11 protein-coding genes and 1 pseudogene are annotated in these 14,187 nt (G+C 41.9%); 4 read left to right on the plus strand and 8 right to left on the minus strand.

Going from position 1 to position 14,187, the window contains the following annotated elements:
* Positions 1 to 169 precede the first annotated feature (169 nt).
* Together carB and FCR06_RS11070 are read right to left on the minus strand one after the other, a co-directional pair.
* A complete protein-coding gene (gene carB, locus FCR06_RS11065) occupies positions 170 to 3,451 on the minus strand; it encodes a carbamoyl-phosphate synthase large subunit (RefSeq protein WP_138499518.1) in 3,282 nt (1,093 codons plus the stop codon).
* Between the two features lie 510 nt (positions 3,452 to 3,961).
* Positions 3,962 to 4,516: a Dps family protein gene (locus FCR06_RS11070; RefSeq protein ID WP_138499520.1), complete on the minus strand. Its 555-nt coding sequence runs from the start codon at positions 4,514 to 4,516 to the stop codon at positions 3,962 to 3,964.
* Between the two features lie 387 nt (positions 4,517 to 4,903).
* On the opposite strand from FCR06_RS11070, the gene FCR06_RS11075 reads away from it, so the two are divergent.
* Positions 4,904 to 5,161 (plus strand): Asr1405/Asl0597 family protein, encoded by a 258-nt coding sequence (locus tag FCR06_RS11075; RefSeq protein ID WP_138499522.1) that lies wholly within the window; start codon positions 4,904 to 4,906, stop codon positions 5,159 to 5,161.
* 77 nt (positions 5,162 to 5,238) lie between these two features.
* The gene (locus tag FCR06_RS11080; protein WP_138499524.1) at positions 5,239 to 5,895 is read left to right on the plus strand and encodes a (2Fe-2S) ferredoxin domain-containing protein; all 657 of its coding nucleotides are present in this window, start codon (positions 5,239 to 5,241) and stop codon (positions 5,893 to 5,895) included.
* 383 nt (positions 5,896 to 6,278) lie between these two features.
* Here the strand turns inward: FCR06_RS11080 and FCR06_RS33510 are convergent, their stop codons facing one another.
* Entirely contained in the window at positions 6,279 to 8,963 is a 2,685-nt protein-coding gene (locus tag FCR06_RS33510; RefSeq protein ID WP_223280102.1) for a tetratricopeptide repeat protein, read from the minus strand.
* Positions 8,964 to 9,067: 104 nt separating this feature from the next.
* Here FCR06_RS33510 and FCR06_RS11090 point away from each other — a divergent pair, with 104 nt between their 5' ends.
* Complete coding sequence (locus tag FCR06_RS11090; protein ID WP_138499526.1) at positions 9,068 to 9,349, plus strand: hypothetical protein; 282 nt, start codon at positions 9,068 to 9,070, stop codon at positions 9,347 to 9,349.
* A gap of 112 nt (positions 9,350 to 9,461) precedes the next feature.
* On the opposite strand, the gene FCR06_RS11095 is transcribed toward FCR06_RS11090, so the two are convergent.
* From FCR06_RS11095 to FCR06_RS11110, 4 genes and pseudogenes are all read right to left on the minus strand, one after another.
* Positions 9,462 to 9,935 (minus strand): hypothetical protein, encoded by a 474-nt coding sequence (locus FCR06_RS11095; protein WP_138499528.1) that lies wholly within the window; start codon positions 9,933 to 9,935, stop codon positions 9,462 to 9,464.
* A 229-nt stretch (positions 9,936 to 10,164) separates the two neighbouring features.
* Complete coding sequence (locus FCR06_RS11100) at positions 10,165 to 10,311, minus strand: YgiT-type zinc finger protein (RefSeq protein WP_223280103.1); 147 nt, start codon at positions 10,309 to 10,311, stop codon at positions 10,165 to 10,167.
* A gap of 152 nt (positions 10,312 to 10,463) precedes the next feature.
* Positions 10,464 to 10,877: pseudogene (locus FCR06_RS11105) on the minus strand (RidA family protein); the annotation flags it as partial.
* A 106-nt stretch (positions 10,878 to 10,983) separates the two neighbouring features.
* On the minus strand, positions 10,984 to 11,415 hold the full coding sequence (locus FCR06_RS11110) for an NUDIX domain-containing protein (protein WP_138499534.1): 432 nt from the start codon (positions 11,413 to 11,415) through the stop codon (positions 10,984 to 10,986).
* Between the two features lie 162 nt (positions 11,416 to 11,577).
* On the opposite strand from FCR06_RS11110, the gene malQ reads away from it, so the two are divergent.
* Complete coding sequence (gene malQ, locus FCR06_RS11115) at positions 11,578 to 13,086, plus strand: 4-alpha-glucanotransferase (protein ID WP_138499536.1); 1,509 nt, start codon at positions 11,578 to 11,580, stop codon at positions 13,084 to 13,086.
* A 124-nt stretch (positions 13,087 to 13,210) separates the two neighbouring features.
* On the opposite strand, the gene FCR06_RS11120 is transcribed toward malQ, so the two are convergent.
* Positions 13,211 to 14,044: a helix-turn-helix domain-containing protein gene (locus FCR06_RS11120; protein ID WP_138499537.1), complete on the minus strand. Its 834-nt coding sequence runs from the start codon at positions 14,042 to 14,044 to the stop codon at positions 13,211 to 13,213.
* Positions 14,045 to 14,187 lie beyond the last annotated feature (143 nt).

The raw sequence follows: 14,187 nt of genomic DNA on the forward strand, positions 1-14,187 counted from the left end.
TCATTCTCTTATAACAATTGTTTAATTTTTGCGGGCTGGGGCATGGGGCAAACAAGGAGTGTGGGAGGTGTGGAACCAGAGAAAAGAGGCGAAAAGCCAGAAGTATAAATTTTCTTTCCTCCCACACTCCCCAGACTTTCCACCTCCCTACACTCCCAATGCCCGATATCTAGTCCCTGACAATCTTGCAGTAATCCTGGATAACTTTTACATCCAAAGTCGTATTTTGTAAGGAACGGATGGCGGCAACGGTAGCTTTTGCACCAGCGATGGTAGTTATAATGGGAATTTTGTAAGCTAAGGCTGTGCGACGGATTAACCTAGCATCTGTCTGGGCTTCTTCCCCTGAGGGTGTGTTAATAATCAGTTGGATTTTCTGATTTTTGATTGCGTCTAAGACGTGGGGTCGGCCTTCATGCAGTTTAAGTACTAATTCAACATTTAATCCCTGTTCGAGAAGAACCCGGCGTGTACCAAGTGTCGCCATCACGGTAAAACCCAAATCGATAAATTCCTTCACCACAATCGCAGCTGCTGCTTTATCGCGATCGCTCATCGATACAAACACGGTTCCGGTTAAAGGTAAACGCTCTCCAGCACCCATCTCGGCTTTGGCAAAAGCTCGTCCAAAGTCGCTATCAATCCCCATCACCTCACCAGTGGAGCGCATTTCTGGGCCTAATATTGTATCAGTTCCAGGAAATTTATTAAAGGGTAATACGGCTTCTTTAACAGCAATATGTGAGGGGATAATTTCTTCGGTAAAATGTAGCTCCTCTAAGGTTTTACCTGACATAATTAACGATGCTAGCTTCGCTAACTGGACACCCGTTGCTTTAGAAACAAATGGTACTGTGCGGGAGGCGCGGGGGTTGGCTTCTAGAATGTAAACTTGGGGAGAATAGCCGCTTGCACCAACAACAGCAAATTGAATATTCATTAAGCCCACCACTGACAACGCTTGTGCTAGCTGCACTGTCCAAGTGCGAATTTGGTTAAGAACTGCGGGTGATAAGGAAATTGAAGGTAAGGAACAAGCAGAATCTCCTGAGTGAATTCCAGCTTGTTCAATGTGTTCCATAATACCGCCAATTACTACCCGTCCTGTGTGGTCGGCGATCGCATCAACATCAACTTCGATAGCATTTTCTAAAAACTTATCAATTAAAATTGGATGGTCTGGCTCTACTTGGACTGCAAAGGTCATGTAGCGTTCCAACTCCGCATCGGAATAAACGATTTCCATCGCTCGTCCCCCCAAAACATAACTGGGACGCACCACCACCGGATAGCCAATGCGTTTGGCGACAATCAGCGCATCTTCGTAACTACGAGCAATACCATTCGGCGGTTGAGCAATATTCAACTCTTTGAGAATCTTTTCAAACCGCTCTCGGTTTTCTGCCATGTCGATGGAATCTGGTGATGTACCCCAAATTTTGGTAATTGGGGATTGGGAACTCTCCCCAGTCCCCATTCCCTGCAAATACTGCTGGAGCGGAACTGCCAACTTCAGTGGGGTTTGGCCGCCAAACTGGACTATTATGCCTACAGGATTTTCAGTTTCGATGATATTCAGGACATCTTCTTTTGTTAACGGCTCGAAATAAAGGCGATCGCTGGTATCATAATCTGTGGAAACTGTCTCTGGGTTAGAGTTAACCATAATTGTCTCGTACCCTGCTGCTTTCAAAGCATAGGCAGCGTGACAACAACAATAATCAAACTCAATCCCCTGACCAATGCGGTTAGGGCCACCACCCAAAATCAATACTTTGGGCTTGGTTGCAGGTAAGACTTCTGTTTCTTGTTCGTAGGTAGAATAGTAGTAAGGGGTAAACGCTTCAAACTCCGCCGCACAAGTGTCTACAGTTTTATAAACTGGGATAATTCCTAGTTGTTGGCGATAGCTACGGACTTCATCTTCAGTGGTTTTGGTAGCATAAGCAATCTGGCGATCGCTAAATCCATTCCTCTTCACTTCATAAAGTTGCTCTTTTGTCAATTGCTTTAAGGATGTGCGCTTGAGGAATTTCTCCACATCAAGAATTTGCTGCATTTTATCTAAGAACCAAGGATCGATACCAGTAAGTTCGTAGATTTCCTCGGCACTGATTCCTAATTGCAACGCATGACGTACGGCAAAAATGCGATCAGGATTTGGTGTCCGCAGTAAGGCACGAATTTGTTCGCCACTGGGTAATTTTTCGGCTTTGTCGCAACCCCAGCCAGCACGTCCGGTTTCCAGAGAACGCAGTGCCTTTTGGAAGGATTCGTTGAAAGTCCGCCCAATTGCCATTGCTTCCCCGACTGACTTCATTTGAGTTGTCAGTACTGGTTCAGAACCAGGAAATTTTTCAAAGGCGAAGCGGGGTATTTTTGTAACTACGTAGTCAATTGTTGGTTCAAAGGATGCCGGAGTTTTCTTGGTGATGTCATTTTTAATTTCATCCAAGGTGTAGCCTACCGCTAACTTTGCTGCCATCTTGGCGATGGGGAAACCTGTAGCTTTAGAAGATAAAGCCGAACTGCGAGAAACGCGGGGGTTCATTTCAATCACTACCACATCTCCAGTTACAGGATTAACGGCAAATTGAATGTTAGAACCGCCAGTTTCCACACCTATCTCGCGGATGATTTTAATTGCCATATCCCGCAGCCTTTGATATTCTTTATCAGTGAGGGTTTGCGCGGGAGCGACGGTAATTGAGTCTCCAGTGTGGATGCCCATAGGGTCAAGGTTTTCGATGGAGCAGATAATCACCACGTTATCTGCTAGGTCACGCATCACTTCGAGTTCATATTCTTTCCAGCCGAGTAAAGACTGGTCAATGAGAATTTGTGAAACAGGGCTAGCATCTATACCGACTTGTGCCATTTCTTCAAATTCTTCTTGGTTGTAGGCAATACCACCGCCACTTCCACCCATTGTGAAAGCAGGACGAATAATTAGGGGATAGGTGCCAATTTTGTGGGCGATCGCTTTAGACTCTTCTAAGGATTCAGCTGTGCCACTTGGACATACAGCTACCCCGATTCTTGCCATAGCCTCACCAAAAAGTTTTCTGTCTTCGGCTTTTTCAATTGCTGGGAGTTTAGCGCCAATTAACTCAACGCCGTACTGTTCCAACACGCCATTCTTGGCTAAAGCAACAGCGATATTCAGGGCAGTTTGTCCTCCCATCGTTGGCAAGAGAGCATCAGGGCGTTCTTTGGCGATTACTTTTTCGACTAATTCCGGAGTCAGCGGCTCAATGTAAGTGCGATCAGCTGTTTCCGGGTCGGTCATAATCGTTGCAGGGTTAGAGTTGACCAACACCACTTCATAGCCTTCTTCTCGCAGCGCTTTGCAGGCTTGCGTACCAGAGTAGTCAAACTCACAGGCTTGTCCGATCACAATTGGACCAGAGCCTAACAGTAGAATCTTCCGGAGGTCATCACGGCGGGGCATAGCAGTTGCCTTGGAGTATGAGAATACAAATCCTGATTATTTTAAGGGTCTTTACCCTCTATCGTGCTTTTTGTTATTAAGTTTTCTAACTTGGTAGGGGAATTGGCGACTGGGGACTGCTTTCCAAATACTCAAATCCCAATCCCCAATCCTCAATCCCTTGTCACCATTTTGTATTCTTAATTTTATTTAATTATGATGCTCAGTTTCTTATAGTTCTTGCGAAGATATTTTATTTAATTTAATCAAAATTATCAACAAACCTTGATTTATTAGGCAAAATATCTGTCTGGTTATTAAGGATCGATAGATTACTATAATCAAAATTTCTGTTATTTAACTAAATGCTAAATATTTTCAATATTAAATAGGATCTYAATATGTTGACTTAAATTAAAAATGGCAGAGATATAGGAGTGCTACTCTGTGCCATTTWTTATAATATTTTAAGAGTTAAAGCTGCTGATTTTTTCTTTCGCTGAAGATAGAAAAATCTAGATTATGAGAGTTTTAGATTTGAGCAGCTTGGACAAACCCTAAAGTTAAGCTGTCTTTAGCGAGGAAGTGGGATAAATGATAAGCACGTTCCTCAGTTTTCAACAAAATCTTTTCGTAGAGATAGCGTGTGGCTCTATCCCCTAAACTCTCTGCCTGAGCAGCTTGGCGGCGAATTACACCAATAATTGCTTGTTCCGCAGCTAGGTCATTTTCTACCATTTGACGGGCAGAATATACGCCCTCGGATTCTTGTTCAAAACAGKTTAATTCTGCTAGTTTGCTGAAGGTCGCAACTGGTACACCACCTAGGCCATCCAAGCGCTCTCCAATTTCATGGACGTGGTCTTGCACTTCATTGTAGCTTTCGTTAAAAAACTCATGCAGAGAGTAAAATTCTGCACCTTCAACTACAAAATGATGCTTTTGATACTGCAAGTAAAGTGCTTGGAAACTAGCTAATACAACGTTAAATCCTTCTGTAACTGGCGCAGTTACGCTGTGATCCAACAATATGGGATTGTCATATACATGACCAAAATTTCGTAACAGAGTTCGCGTTTCAGACATTGTTCTCCTCGCTCTTTAGCAGTTACAGTTTTTAACTGCTTAGTCTTTATATATTAACATTTTCATAGTAATGACAAGAACAATTCGCTATACTAAATTTTGAATTATTCGCTACAAAAACTCTCAAGTTTATTTGTTTGTTGAATGATGTTCCGCGAGTTATGAGTGTAATCGGGATGGGGGGAAACAGACGCGATTAATCGTGTCTCTACTCATAATTCAGCACTCCCAATGCCACCTTTTATTTTTTTTTTCAAATTTTAATGAGAATTGTTTGCACTTAAGGTATGCTGGTTCTAAGAGGTTAAACTCTTAAGACTTTACAAAAAGTAAAAAGCTATCTTGCGGTATTTACTGCAAATTTGTTGCACTCTGAGGGCAATTCTCTTGAAATCATTTAGTTCAAAAATTGAAAACAAGCACTTTGTAGAGGTGAGTTGGGCAGACCGTTGGCAAGTTTATCACCGCATAAAGGAGTTAGATATTCCCTGTAGTTGTACAACTAATCAACCATTAGAAGTTGAGATTGGCTCTGTAACTGCGGCTGTTCAACTTTGGAGTGTAATTCGGCGATTGACAAGTTCTCGTCAAGACCAGATTTGGACTCTTGAATGCTGCTGGAAAAGTCGTTACCAAAAGTTCTAATCGAGATTGCCAGTCTTAACTCTGGTGTTGAAAATATCTCAGTAAGTAACTTGCATTAGTTAAGAGGAGGTTAAATAATGGGTGGATCTCATAGTGGAAAAGTATCAGAATTTTGCCTTGAGGGCAGGTTTATAGATTTTGTTATTAAAGATGGCTATCAACTCAAAGGTTTACTACTGAGTAGTTCTGAGGGTGAATGCTACATTAAACTAGCTAAACATTTACGGGCTGCTTTTGATTTGCGGCTACTACCAGGTACTTGGTTACAAGTGGTTGGTTATAAAAAGTACGATATAAAAAAAGACAAAGTTACATTTAAAGCTGAACGTGTGATGGCGGCGCGTCCGGAAATAGGGACACTTAAAACTATTGCTGCACCTGAAGAACCACCATCAATTGATCAGGTTAAGCTAAAACCAGCGAAGACTAAAGCAACGATTTTGGTGTGTCAAAAGTCTGATTGCATGAAACGCGGTGGTAAAGCAGTTTGTCAAGCGTTGGAAGCAGCTTTAAGCGATCGCGGTTTAGAAGACCAAGTTACAATCAAGGGCACTGGTTGTATGAAGAACTGCAAAGCCGGGCCAAACCTAGTTATGCCAGACAAAACCCGCTACAGCCATATTCAAGCACCACAAGTTCCAGCGCTAATAAATAAGCATTTTTCTGACAAAGGTTTAGAAGCACAACCAGATACTTTCAGCGAAATAAGAATAGTTAATCCTAAGTTTTGCTGAGATTGATAGTAAAAAGTTAACTAATTAATGAGAAAATTTAATAGTAAGTTTTTGAGTGTGTTTCCTTGATACTTGGCTGTAAGCTTTGCTAGAAGTTTGCAATAAAATCAAAAAACTGGCTTTAATTAAGGCCAGTTTTTTCAATTAAGAGGGTTTTTATTAAGCAATTTTTAACCGGGATACTCTCATAGTTTCATCTCAAAGCACATTTATAGTACGAGGCAGGAGGAAGAAGGCAGTTCTTGCTGGAGGTAAAACTATTACTGCTCCTAACATTCACGCTTGTCATTATGTCCTAACTTATGTGACTAGGGCTATACTTTCACTATCATTGACTCAAATATTTTGAGATTATGGCTGAAACAATACAGTTCTAGCGAAAATTACACAACCTCAGTTAGAAAAGACTGCAATAACTGTCGCATGGATGTAGCTTGCACATGGTCAGGGAACACAGTTAAAAAGTCATTTAGGTCTTGGATAGCTTCACGAATTGATTCTGAGGAAGCACCTTGAGATAAAACGTGGATATATAACCGCTCTGCTGGTTGATGATATTGAGCAGCTAAATAGTAAAGGGCTAAATTAAAGGCATTAGACCAGTCTTTAGCATCTTTTTCATAATCCTGTTTAGCAAGCTTGATGGCAAGTGCTAGGTCAGCCCATGCTTTATCTGGTTGGTTAAGGGCTTGGTAGGCTAAAGCGCGATTATATAAATACCAATTACTGTCAGAATCTAAGTCAATAGCGCGGTTGAAATCTGCAAGAGCTTCATTATATAGCTTTAGCATCAGGTAAGTATAACCGCGATGTGCGATCGCCGAGCCGTATTTGGGGTTAAGTTCAATGGCGCGGTCAAAATCTTCTAAGGCTTGTGGGTAACGCTCCATTAAGCGGTAGGTCTCACCTCGAAGTGCGATCGCCCAGTGAAGTTTGGGGTTAAGTTCAATGGCGCGGTCAAAATCTTCTAAGGCTTGTGGGTAACGCTCCATTAAGCGGTAGGTCTCACCTCGAAGTGCGATCGCCCAGTAGTCAGATTTGGGGTTAAGTTCAATGGCGCGGTCAAAATCTTCTAGAGCTTCTGGGTAACGCTCCATTAAACAGTAAGTTTCACCGCGACTTTTGATCGCCCAAGTATATTTGGGGTCAAGTTCAATTGCGCGGTCAAAATCTTCTAGGGCTTGTGGGTAACGCTTCATTAAGCGGTAAGTTTCACCGCGACTTTTGATCGCCCAGGCATATTTGGGGTCAAGTTCAATTGCGCGGTCAAAATCTTCTAGGGCTTCTGGGTAACGCTCCATTAAGCGATAAGTTTTACCACGACATGCGATCGCCCAGGCATATTCGGGGTCAAGTTCAATGGCGCGGTCAAAATCTTCTAGGGCTTCTGGGTAACGCTCCATTAAGCGGTAAGTTTTACCGCGCCAACCTAGAGCAATTGGTTGCCATTTAACTTCAATCCTAGAATTTTGTAGGACTGCGGTAAACATTTCTAATGTAACTTGGTAAAAATTTTCGTCATAGGCTTTTAACCCATTAGTTAATTGCTCACCCCAACGCTTAACTTCAGAGGAGTCTGCATCTTTACCAGCCTGAAGCATCGTTTCTGCACAATGTTGGGCAAATTTGCGTTGATTGTTGAGTACAGCAAGAAATTCATTGAAAGCTAGAGATAAATTCTTTTGGGGTAACTGACATAAGTTGTGATACAACACGTTTAATGTGTGACTTTGCCAGCTAGGATCGCGCTGTTTATTCTCTTCGTCCAATTGCAGATCGTTTCGCAGGCTGTCATAATATTCTGCTAACTTACCATGTATGTCAGCCCAGCTTTGCGGCGATGAAAGGCGCTTGTGGCGTAACATTTGCGTTTTAACCACATCATGATAAGCCCAGCCATCGGTACGTTCGTTGACAAAGGATGTTTCTTTCAGCCAAGTAAATAACTCGTCAGCTTCTTGTTCTCCTCTTAATTTGGCTATAACATCTCGATTCAAGCACCGAGGAATGGCAGCATCAAGAGCAACTTGTCGCCGTTTGGGGTCATCAATCCATTTTAAAAAGCGTTCTACAGCACTGCTGCTAGGCTCAACTACTTGGTTAGGGTCATTGGGATGAGCATCTGCTAACATTCCTACCAGCAGGGGTAAATTTCCAGAAAGGCGTAAAATTACTTCAATAACCCGACTGTTAGTAATGCCTTTGCGAGTTAGATATTGTTGGGCTTCTTCTTCTGTAAAGGGTTCTAGAGGGAAACGAACAATTAACCCCTCGTAAGGTGCCCAATGATTTTTATCTAATTCCTGCCGACCGGCGATGGTTATCAATATATTCAGAGATACTTCACCGTGGCGACCCTCCAAAATTTCTCGTAACCAGTTATCTAGAAATTCTCCGGTGCGTTCATAAGTATCAAAAAACAAAACAACAGCAGTTTCTTTCGCAATTTTAAAAATATCTTGCAAAAATAGCGGGGTTAGGATTTCTACAGGTTCTTGAACTAATAGCACTTCATCTTTATTTGTTATTTTCTTGGCAACATAAGAAGCCCATTCTCCGGCTTGGCTAGCCAAAGCATCCTCATCTACAAAGTCAAATACAGCACCGCCAACGGGAACTCGACGCGCCAGACGCACACCAGTTTTAACTACAGTTTTACCGACAAAAGCCGAAAAGCCTTGAGGGGCTTCTGGGTCGGTTTCTAATTCTTGGCGCTTTTGACGGTAAACTTTGTAGCGTTCTGTAAACTGCGGTAGTTTGTGACCTTGTCGTTCCAACTCTTCAGCTAAACGACCCATAACTTCTGGGACACTTTTTTCAGCTTCATCGATGTAAGCTGAGATAATTTTTGCTTCATCAGCAATTTTGCGAAACTGCCGTAACAGGGTACTTTTACCAACCCCTCCTTGACCCCAAACATTGAACAAAAAACGACGGCGGTCATCCTCTAACGATAAAGCCAAATTTTGCCTAAATTGGTTTACCTGGTCTTCACGACCCACAAAACCCGATTGTTGGCGTTGCTTAAGAATATCTTGTAGACTCTTGGGCTTGTTTTGTGAGTTCATGACCAGATTTAATTTTGAGGTGCTAATGTTTACAGGATAACTACTAAATATGTACGCTATATGTACGCTAGATTTCGGAATTTACCAAACTTTTTTAAGTAATTTTGGCGCTTAAGCTCAAAGTTGAGCTTTTGAGGTTCAAAGTTGAGCTTTTGAGGTTCAAAGTTGAGCTTTTGAGGCTCAAAGTTGAGCTTTTGAGGCTCAAAGTTGAGCTTTTGAGGTTCAAAGTTGACCTTTTGAGGTTCAAAGTTGACCTTTTGAGGCTCAAAGTTGAGCTTTTGAGGTTCAAAGTTGACCTTTTGAGGCTCAAAGTTGACCTTCTGAAGCTCAAAAATGCCCTAACGACTCCAAGTCGCGGCTACATACACAAAACCTACCTGTCTTAGGTTTCAAAAATTTTTAGATTCAAGATGCAAAAGGGGCATAACATCGTTATGCCCCCAAGAAGAACGGGTATCGTACTTAATTAATAACTGCTGTTATCGCCTATTTTATGCTTTAGCTAACTGGAACTTCGGGTTGCTTTTTCTTGGAACGTCGGGTAAACCTACGTCCCATCTCATCAATGACTGCATCTAAACCTGTGACATCACCGCTAGCTTTGGCATAGCTATAAACTGCTAATGCTGCGGCATACGCTTCGCTAGCTGCGGCTATACAGGTATCATCCACGAGTTCTTGCAGTTGCGTCAAAGATAACAGTACCGGATACAAGTCCTCATATATTTCCAAGTCCCGCCGCATCTCTTCCAAATCAAACGAACGAGGTAAAAAGTTAGGGTTTTGTGTCGCCACTTCTAAGGCTTTGCTGACAAAAGCCCGACTTTTATCTCCCATCTTCAGCATTGTACGGCGGTCTCCGGGGGTCAAATCAATCAAAAATGGTAACTTTTCTTTAATTGTAGCGATCGCCTGCATGACTGCTTGCTTGTCTGCTGGGGTTATGCTAGCACTGACACGATTTTCTACCATTTTTAATACTCCTTTAGAATACTTAATCTCAGTATTCCCAAAGTTGTATAGGAGTTTGCTTTGATTTTATAAATTATTTGCGTAGGCGAGGAGACGCGATTAATCGCGTCTGTACAAAAGGTGGGGAATTAGACTTTTTGAGTTGTATCTAGCTTGTTGAAAAATCAAATATGAGTTTGATAGAAGCAATTGCATTTTTAAGAGGTCATTAAGAGAGTTTTTATCGACCTTATAGCAAGCAAAATCTAAGCTGCATATCGAAAATTTCAACCTCTGCACCATTATTCACAGCAATTTCTGCTCTTTGTAAAACTTCTTCAGTAATCGTATCATCCAAGTAATATTCTCCGCAGTTATCACAAATTTCTGCTGGCACTTTAATTTTAAAGAATTACTCTAGTAGGGTGAAAGTCTCCCTTGGCTGCAAATTAATGGGAGCAATTGACAAGAATTTGAGTAAAATAAACCTAGCTTGATAGGCATCATTTGTGTAGTTCCAGGCTTTCATTCTGATAATGTATATTCGCACTAACCGCTAATCACAGCGATACATTCAATTTCTACCAACACATCCTTAGGTAACCGCGATACTTCTACACAAGCACGCGCTGGGGCTGTATTTTCCGGAAAATATTTAGCATAAACGGCATTTACCGCCGCGAAATCATTCATATCAGCGAGAAAAACAGTAGTTTTCACTACATCTTCAAAAGTCGCTCCGGCTGCTGTGAGGATGGCTTCCAGATTAGCCATTACTTGCTCGGTTTGCTTTTTGACATCATCAGTGTAGACGACATCACCAAGGCGGGGATCGATGGCAATTTGTCCAGCTACAAATACCAATTGACCAGAAGCAGCGATCGCTTGATTATAAGGGCCGACTGGTGCGGGTGCGTTATCTGTATGAATTACTTTACGAGTCATAGATATTACTTTGTTGAACGATGTTTGCTGTTTACTGATTTCTATCGTCTATTAATTGCCAATTCTTTCTGATATAAAAACCGCGACTATTTAAGAACACCTTTATTTGCATGGTTCTCAATCTTTACCCCAACCTTGGACGTATCCCATAGTGCCGATATCGCCAATAATCCTGCAAAATGCGATCGTGGTCAAAACATAAATTACTCGGTACGCGCCAAGACTCAAAAATGCTTAGACCCTTAGCATCATCTCCAGCTAGAKGTTCCCCCGTCGCCGTTGCTAAAAACACAATGCTAATCGTATGCTGACGCGGATCCCGATTTGGGTCAGAGTACACCAGAAATTGTTCAATTAATTCCACCTGCAAACCCGTTTCTTCTTCGGCTTCTCGCCGCGCCGCCACTTCTACCGCTTCTCCATAATCTACAAAACCGCCAGGAATAGCCCAACCTAAAGGTGAATTCTGTCTTTCAATTAACACTATTGGCCGATGAGGTCGGTCTACTAGTTCAATGATGATATCAACTGTCGGTGTAGGATTGCGGTGAGTCATAGTAATTAGTCATTGGTCATTGGTCATTAGTCAAAGATAAATGACTAATCACAAACAAAATGAGTTTACTTGATTTACTCTGCAAATACTCCATGATAAATTCGATACGATCGCGTAGTATTTTATTGTGGCGATCGCTTGCTCCCTTAATTCAGGTTAAATATGCCTTTTCCTAGATCTAGTGGCATTTTGCTGCATCCTACCTCCTTTCCCAGTCGATTTGGTATTGGGGATTTAGGCTTAGAAGCATATCGCTTCGTTGATTTTCTCAAAGAAACTCATCAACAATATTGGCAAGTTTTACCCTTGGGCCCAACTGCATTTGGTAATTCCCCGTATATGTGCTACTCGGCAATGGCGGGAAATCCTCTAATAATTAGCCCAGAAAAATTACAAGAAGACGGTTTACTAACTGAAGAAGACTTTGCTAACCTACCAACATTTCCGGCAGAAAAGGTAGACTTTCAGCAGGTTGTGCCGATTAAGATGCAGTTACTCAAAAAAGCCTGTGAAAACTTTAAAACCAATGCTACACCTTTCCAACAGCAAGAGTTTACTGGTTTTTGTGACAGCAAAGCTTATTGGTTAGATAATTTTGCCTTATTTATGGCGCTCAAAGATGTCAACCATAACTCAAATTGGCATGCATGGGAGTCAGAACTTGTCAAACGCGAACCACAAGCATTGGAGCAGGTACAGCATCGGCTTACCGAAGAGATTTTCTATCATAAATTCATTCAATTTAAGTTTTTTCGTCAGTGGTCAGATATCAAAAGTTATGCCAATATGCGTGGCATTGATATTATTGGTGATATCCCCATCTACGTAGCTCATGATAGTGCTGACGTGTGGGCACATCCCGATATGTTTTGCCTAGACAAAGAGACGGGAGAAGCAGCCCAAATGGCAGGAGTTCCACCAGATTACTTTAGCGCCACGGGTCAGTTGTGGGGTAACCCAGTTTATAACTGGGAAGAACTGCAAAAACAAGATTTTAAATGGTGGGTACAACGCTTTGAAGCAATGCTGGATTATGTAGATATTATTCGCATTGACCACTTCCGAGGCTTTGAGGCTTATTGGGCTGTGCCTAAAGGCGAAAAAACTGCCATCAATGGGGAATGGATACAAGCGCCTGGTGATGCTTTTTTTGAAGCAATTAGACATAAATTGGGCAAGTTACCCGTCTTGGCAGAAGATTTAGGAGTAATTACACCAGGGGTAGAAGCCCTGCGAGACAAGTATGGATTTCCTGGGATGAAAATTTTACAGTTTGCCTTTACTGCCGATCCTGAAAATCCATTTTTACCATTCCATTACCCAAGAAATGCTGTAGTTTATACTGGCACCCACGATAATGACACAACTGTGGGTTGGTTCAATACAGCTACTGAGTCCGAAAAGGAAAACTTATCGCTTTATTTAGGTTCTATTAGTCCTGACGGAGTCCACTGGGATTTAATTCGACTAGCATTGAGTTCCGTAGCTAATCAAGCAATTATCCCTTTACAAGACATTTTGGGATTAGGAAACGAAGCGCGGATGAATTTTCCTAGTGTTGCTGAGGGTAACTGGGAGTGGCGTTATCAAGCAGGAGCGATCACAGAGGAATTAAGCTCAAGGCTAAAAGTTCTCACTCAAATCAATGGACGCGCACCGCAAGAAGCTTAAGGATGCGGTCATGCTCTGACGCTTTCAAGTGGGGATATAGAGAATTCTTTTATTATGTCTTCCACTTTTTGGGTCTTGTTTGTTGCGTCAGAGCGTCTTCCATTCCCCGCGTCTTCTTCCTCGCTCATCTCAAAAGCTTGGGTTTTGCAGCTGCAATCCTAATTTCTTCTTCTTTACCAGGCTCTCCCATTTCTTTGGCTTTCTCTTGATTAACGCTCATTAAGACACCGCCAGCATTATCAGTTTTTACCGTTAGTTGCTCTTGGGCTTTCCAAATCCGGTGGGTACCTTCTGGTAAAGTACCCTCAAACTCTGTTTTGCCATCAGCTATTACACGAATCCAGGATGAGGCTTTTAAGGTAACGCCAATCTGTACAACCTCTGTTTGTTTGACGCCGCTCAATGTGTCGCTGACAGGTTGGACTTGTATTGACTGTTTTGGTTCGGTTATTTCTGGTTTGACTATTTCTGGTTTGACAATCGACTCTTGTTTTAGATCTGACTCTTGGATATTACTTGCTTGTAGTACGGCATTATTTAATAACTGAGATAAGCCATTTACAGAGCATAAAATTAGCAATATGTAAAGAAAATAAAGATGAACAGGACGTAGTTGATTTAAGGGTGAAGTCTTGGAAGTAGCTTGGGAGTTGACTTGTGGAGAATTGATCGGAAAAGTCTCAGCCAATTCGGCTCCATTTAAGCCCAGTGCGTCGCCAAATTGCCTGATCAAACCTTGGATATAAACTGGTTCTGGAAGATCGTTTAAATTACCTTCTTCCATCGCCTGCAATAATCGTCGGGGAATCATGGTCAATACAACCACTTGTTCTAAGGATAAACCCTGTTCTTGACGTGATGCCCAAAGTTGAGCACCTATTTCTGCCAACTTTTGGGATCTTTGTTGTTCTAATGAAAGTGAGGGCTGCTGATTGTTTTTCTTTCTTGGCCATTTCATGCCTTATGACACTCCTTAACTCAACTAAATCATTTAATAGGTTACTTGAACAATAATTGGTGAATTGGTGAATTCACAAGCCAGATTCAGGGTGAATTATATAGCTACTTTTCTGATGAATAAATGGGTTTAAAACCCCTAGA

The organism is Nostoc sp. PA-18-2419 (assembly GCF_005869855.1).
In the GTDB taxonomy this organism is placed as follows: Bacteria; Cyanobacteriota; Cyanobacteriia; order Cyanobacteriales; family Nostocaceae; genus Nostoc.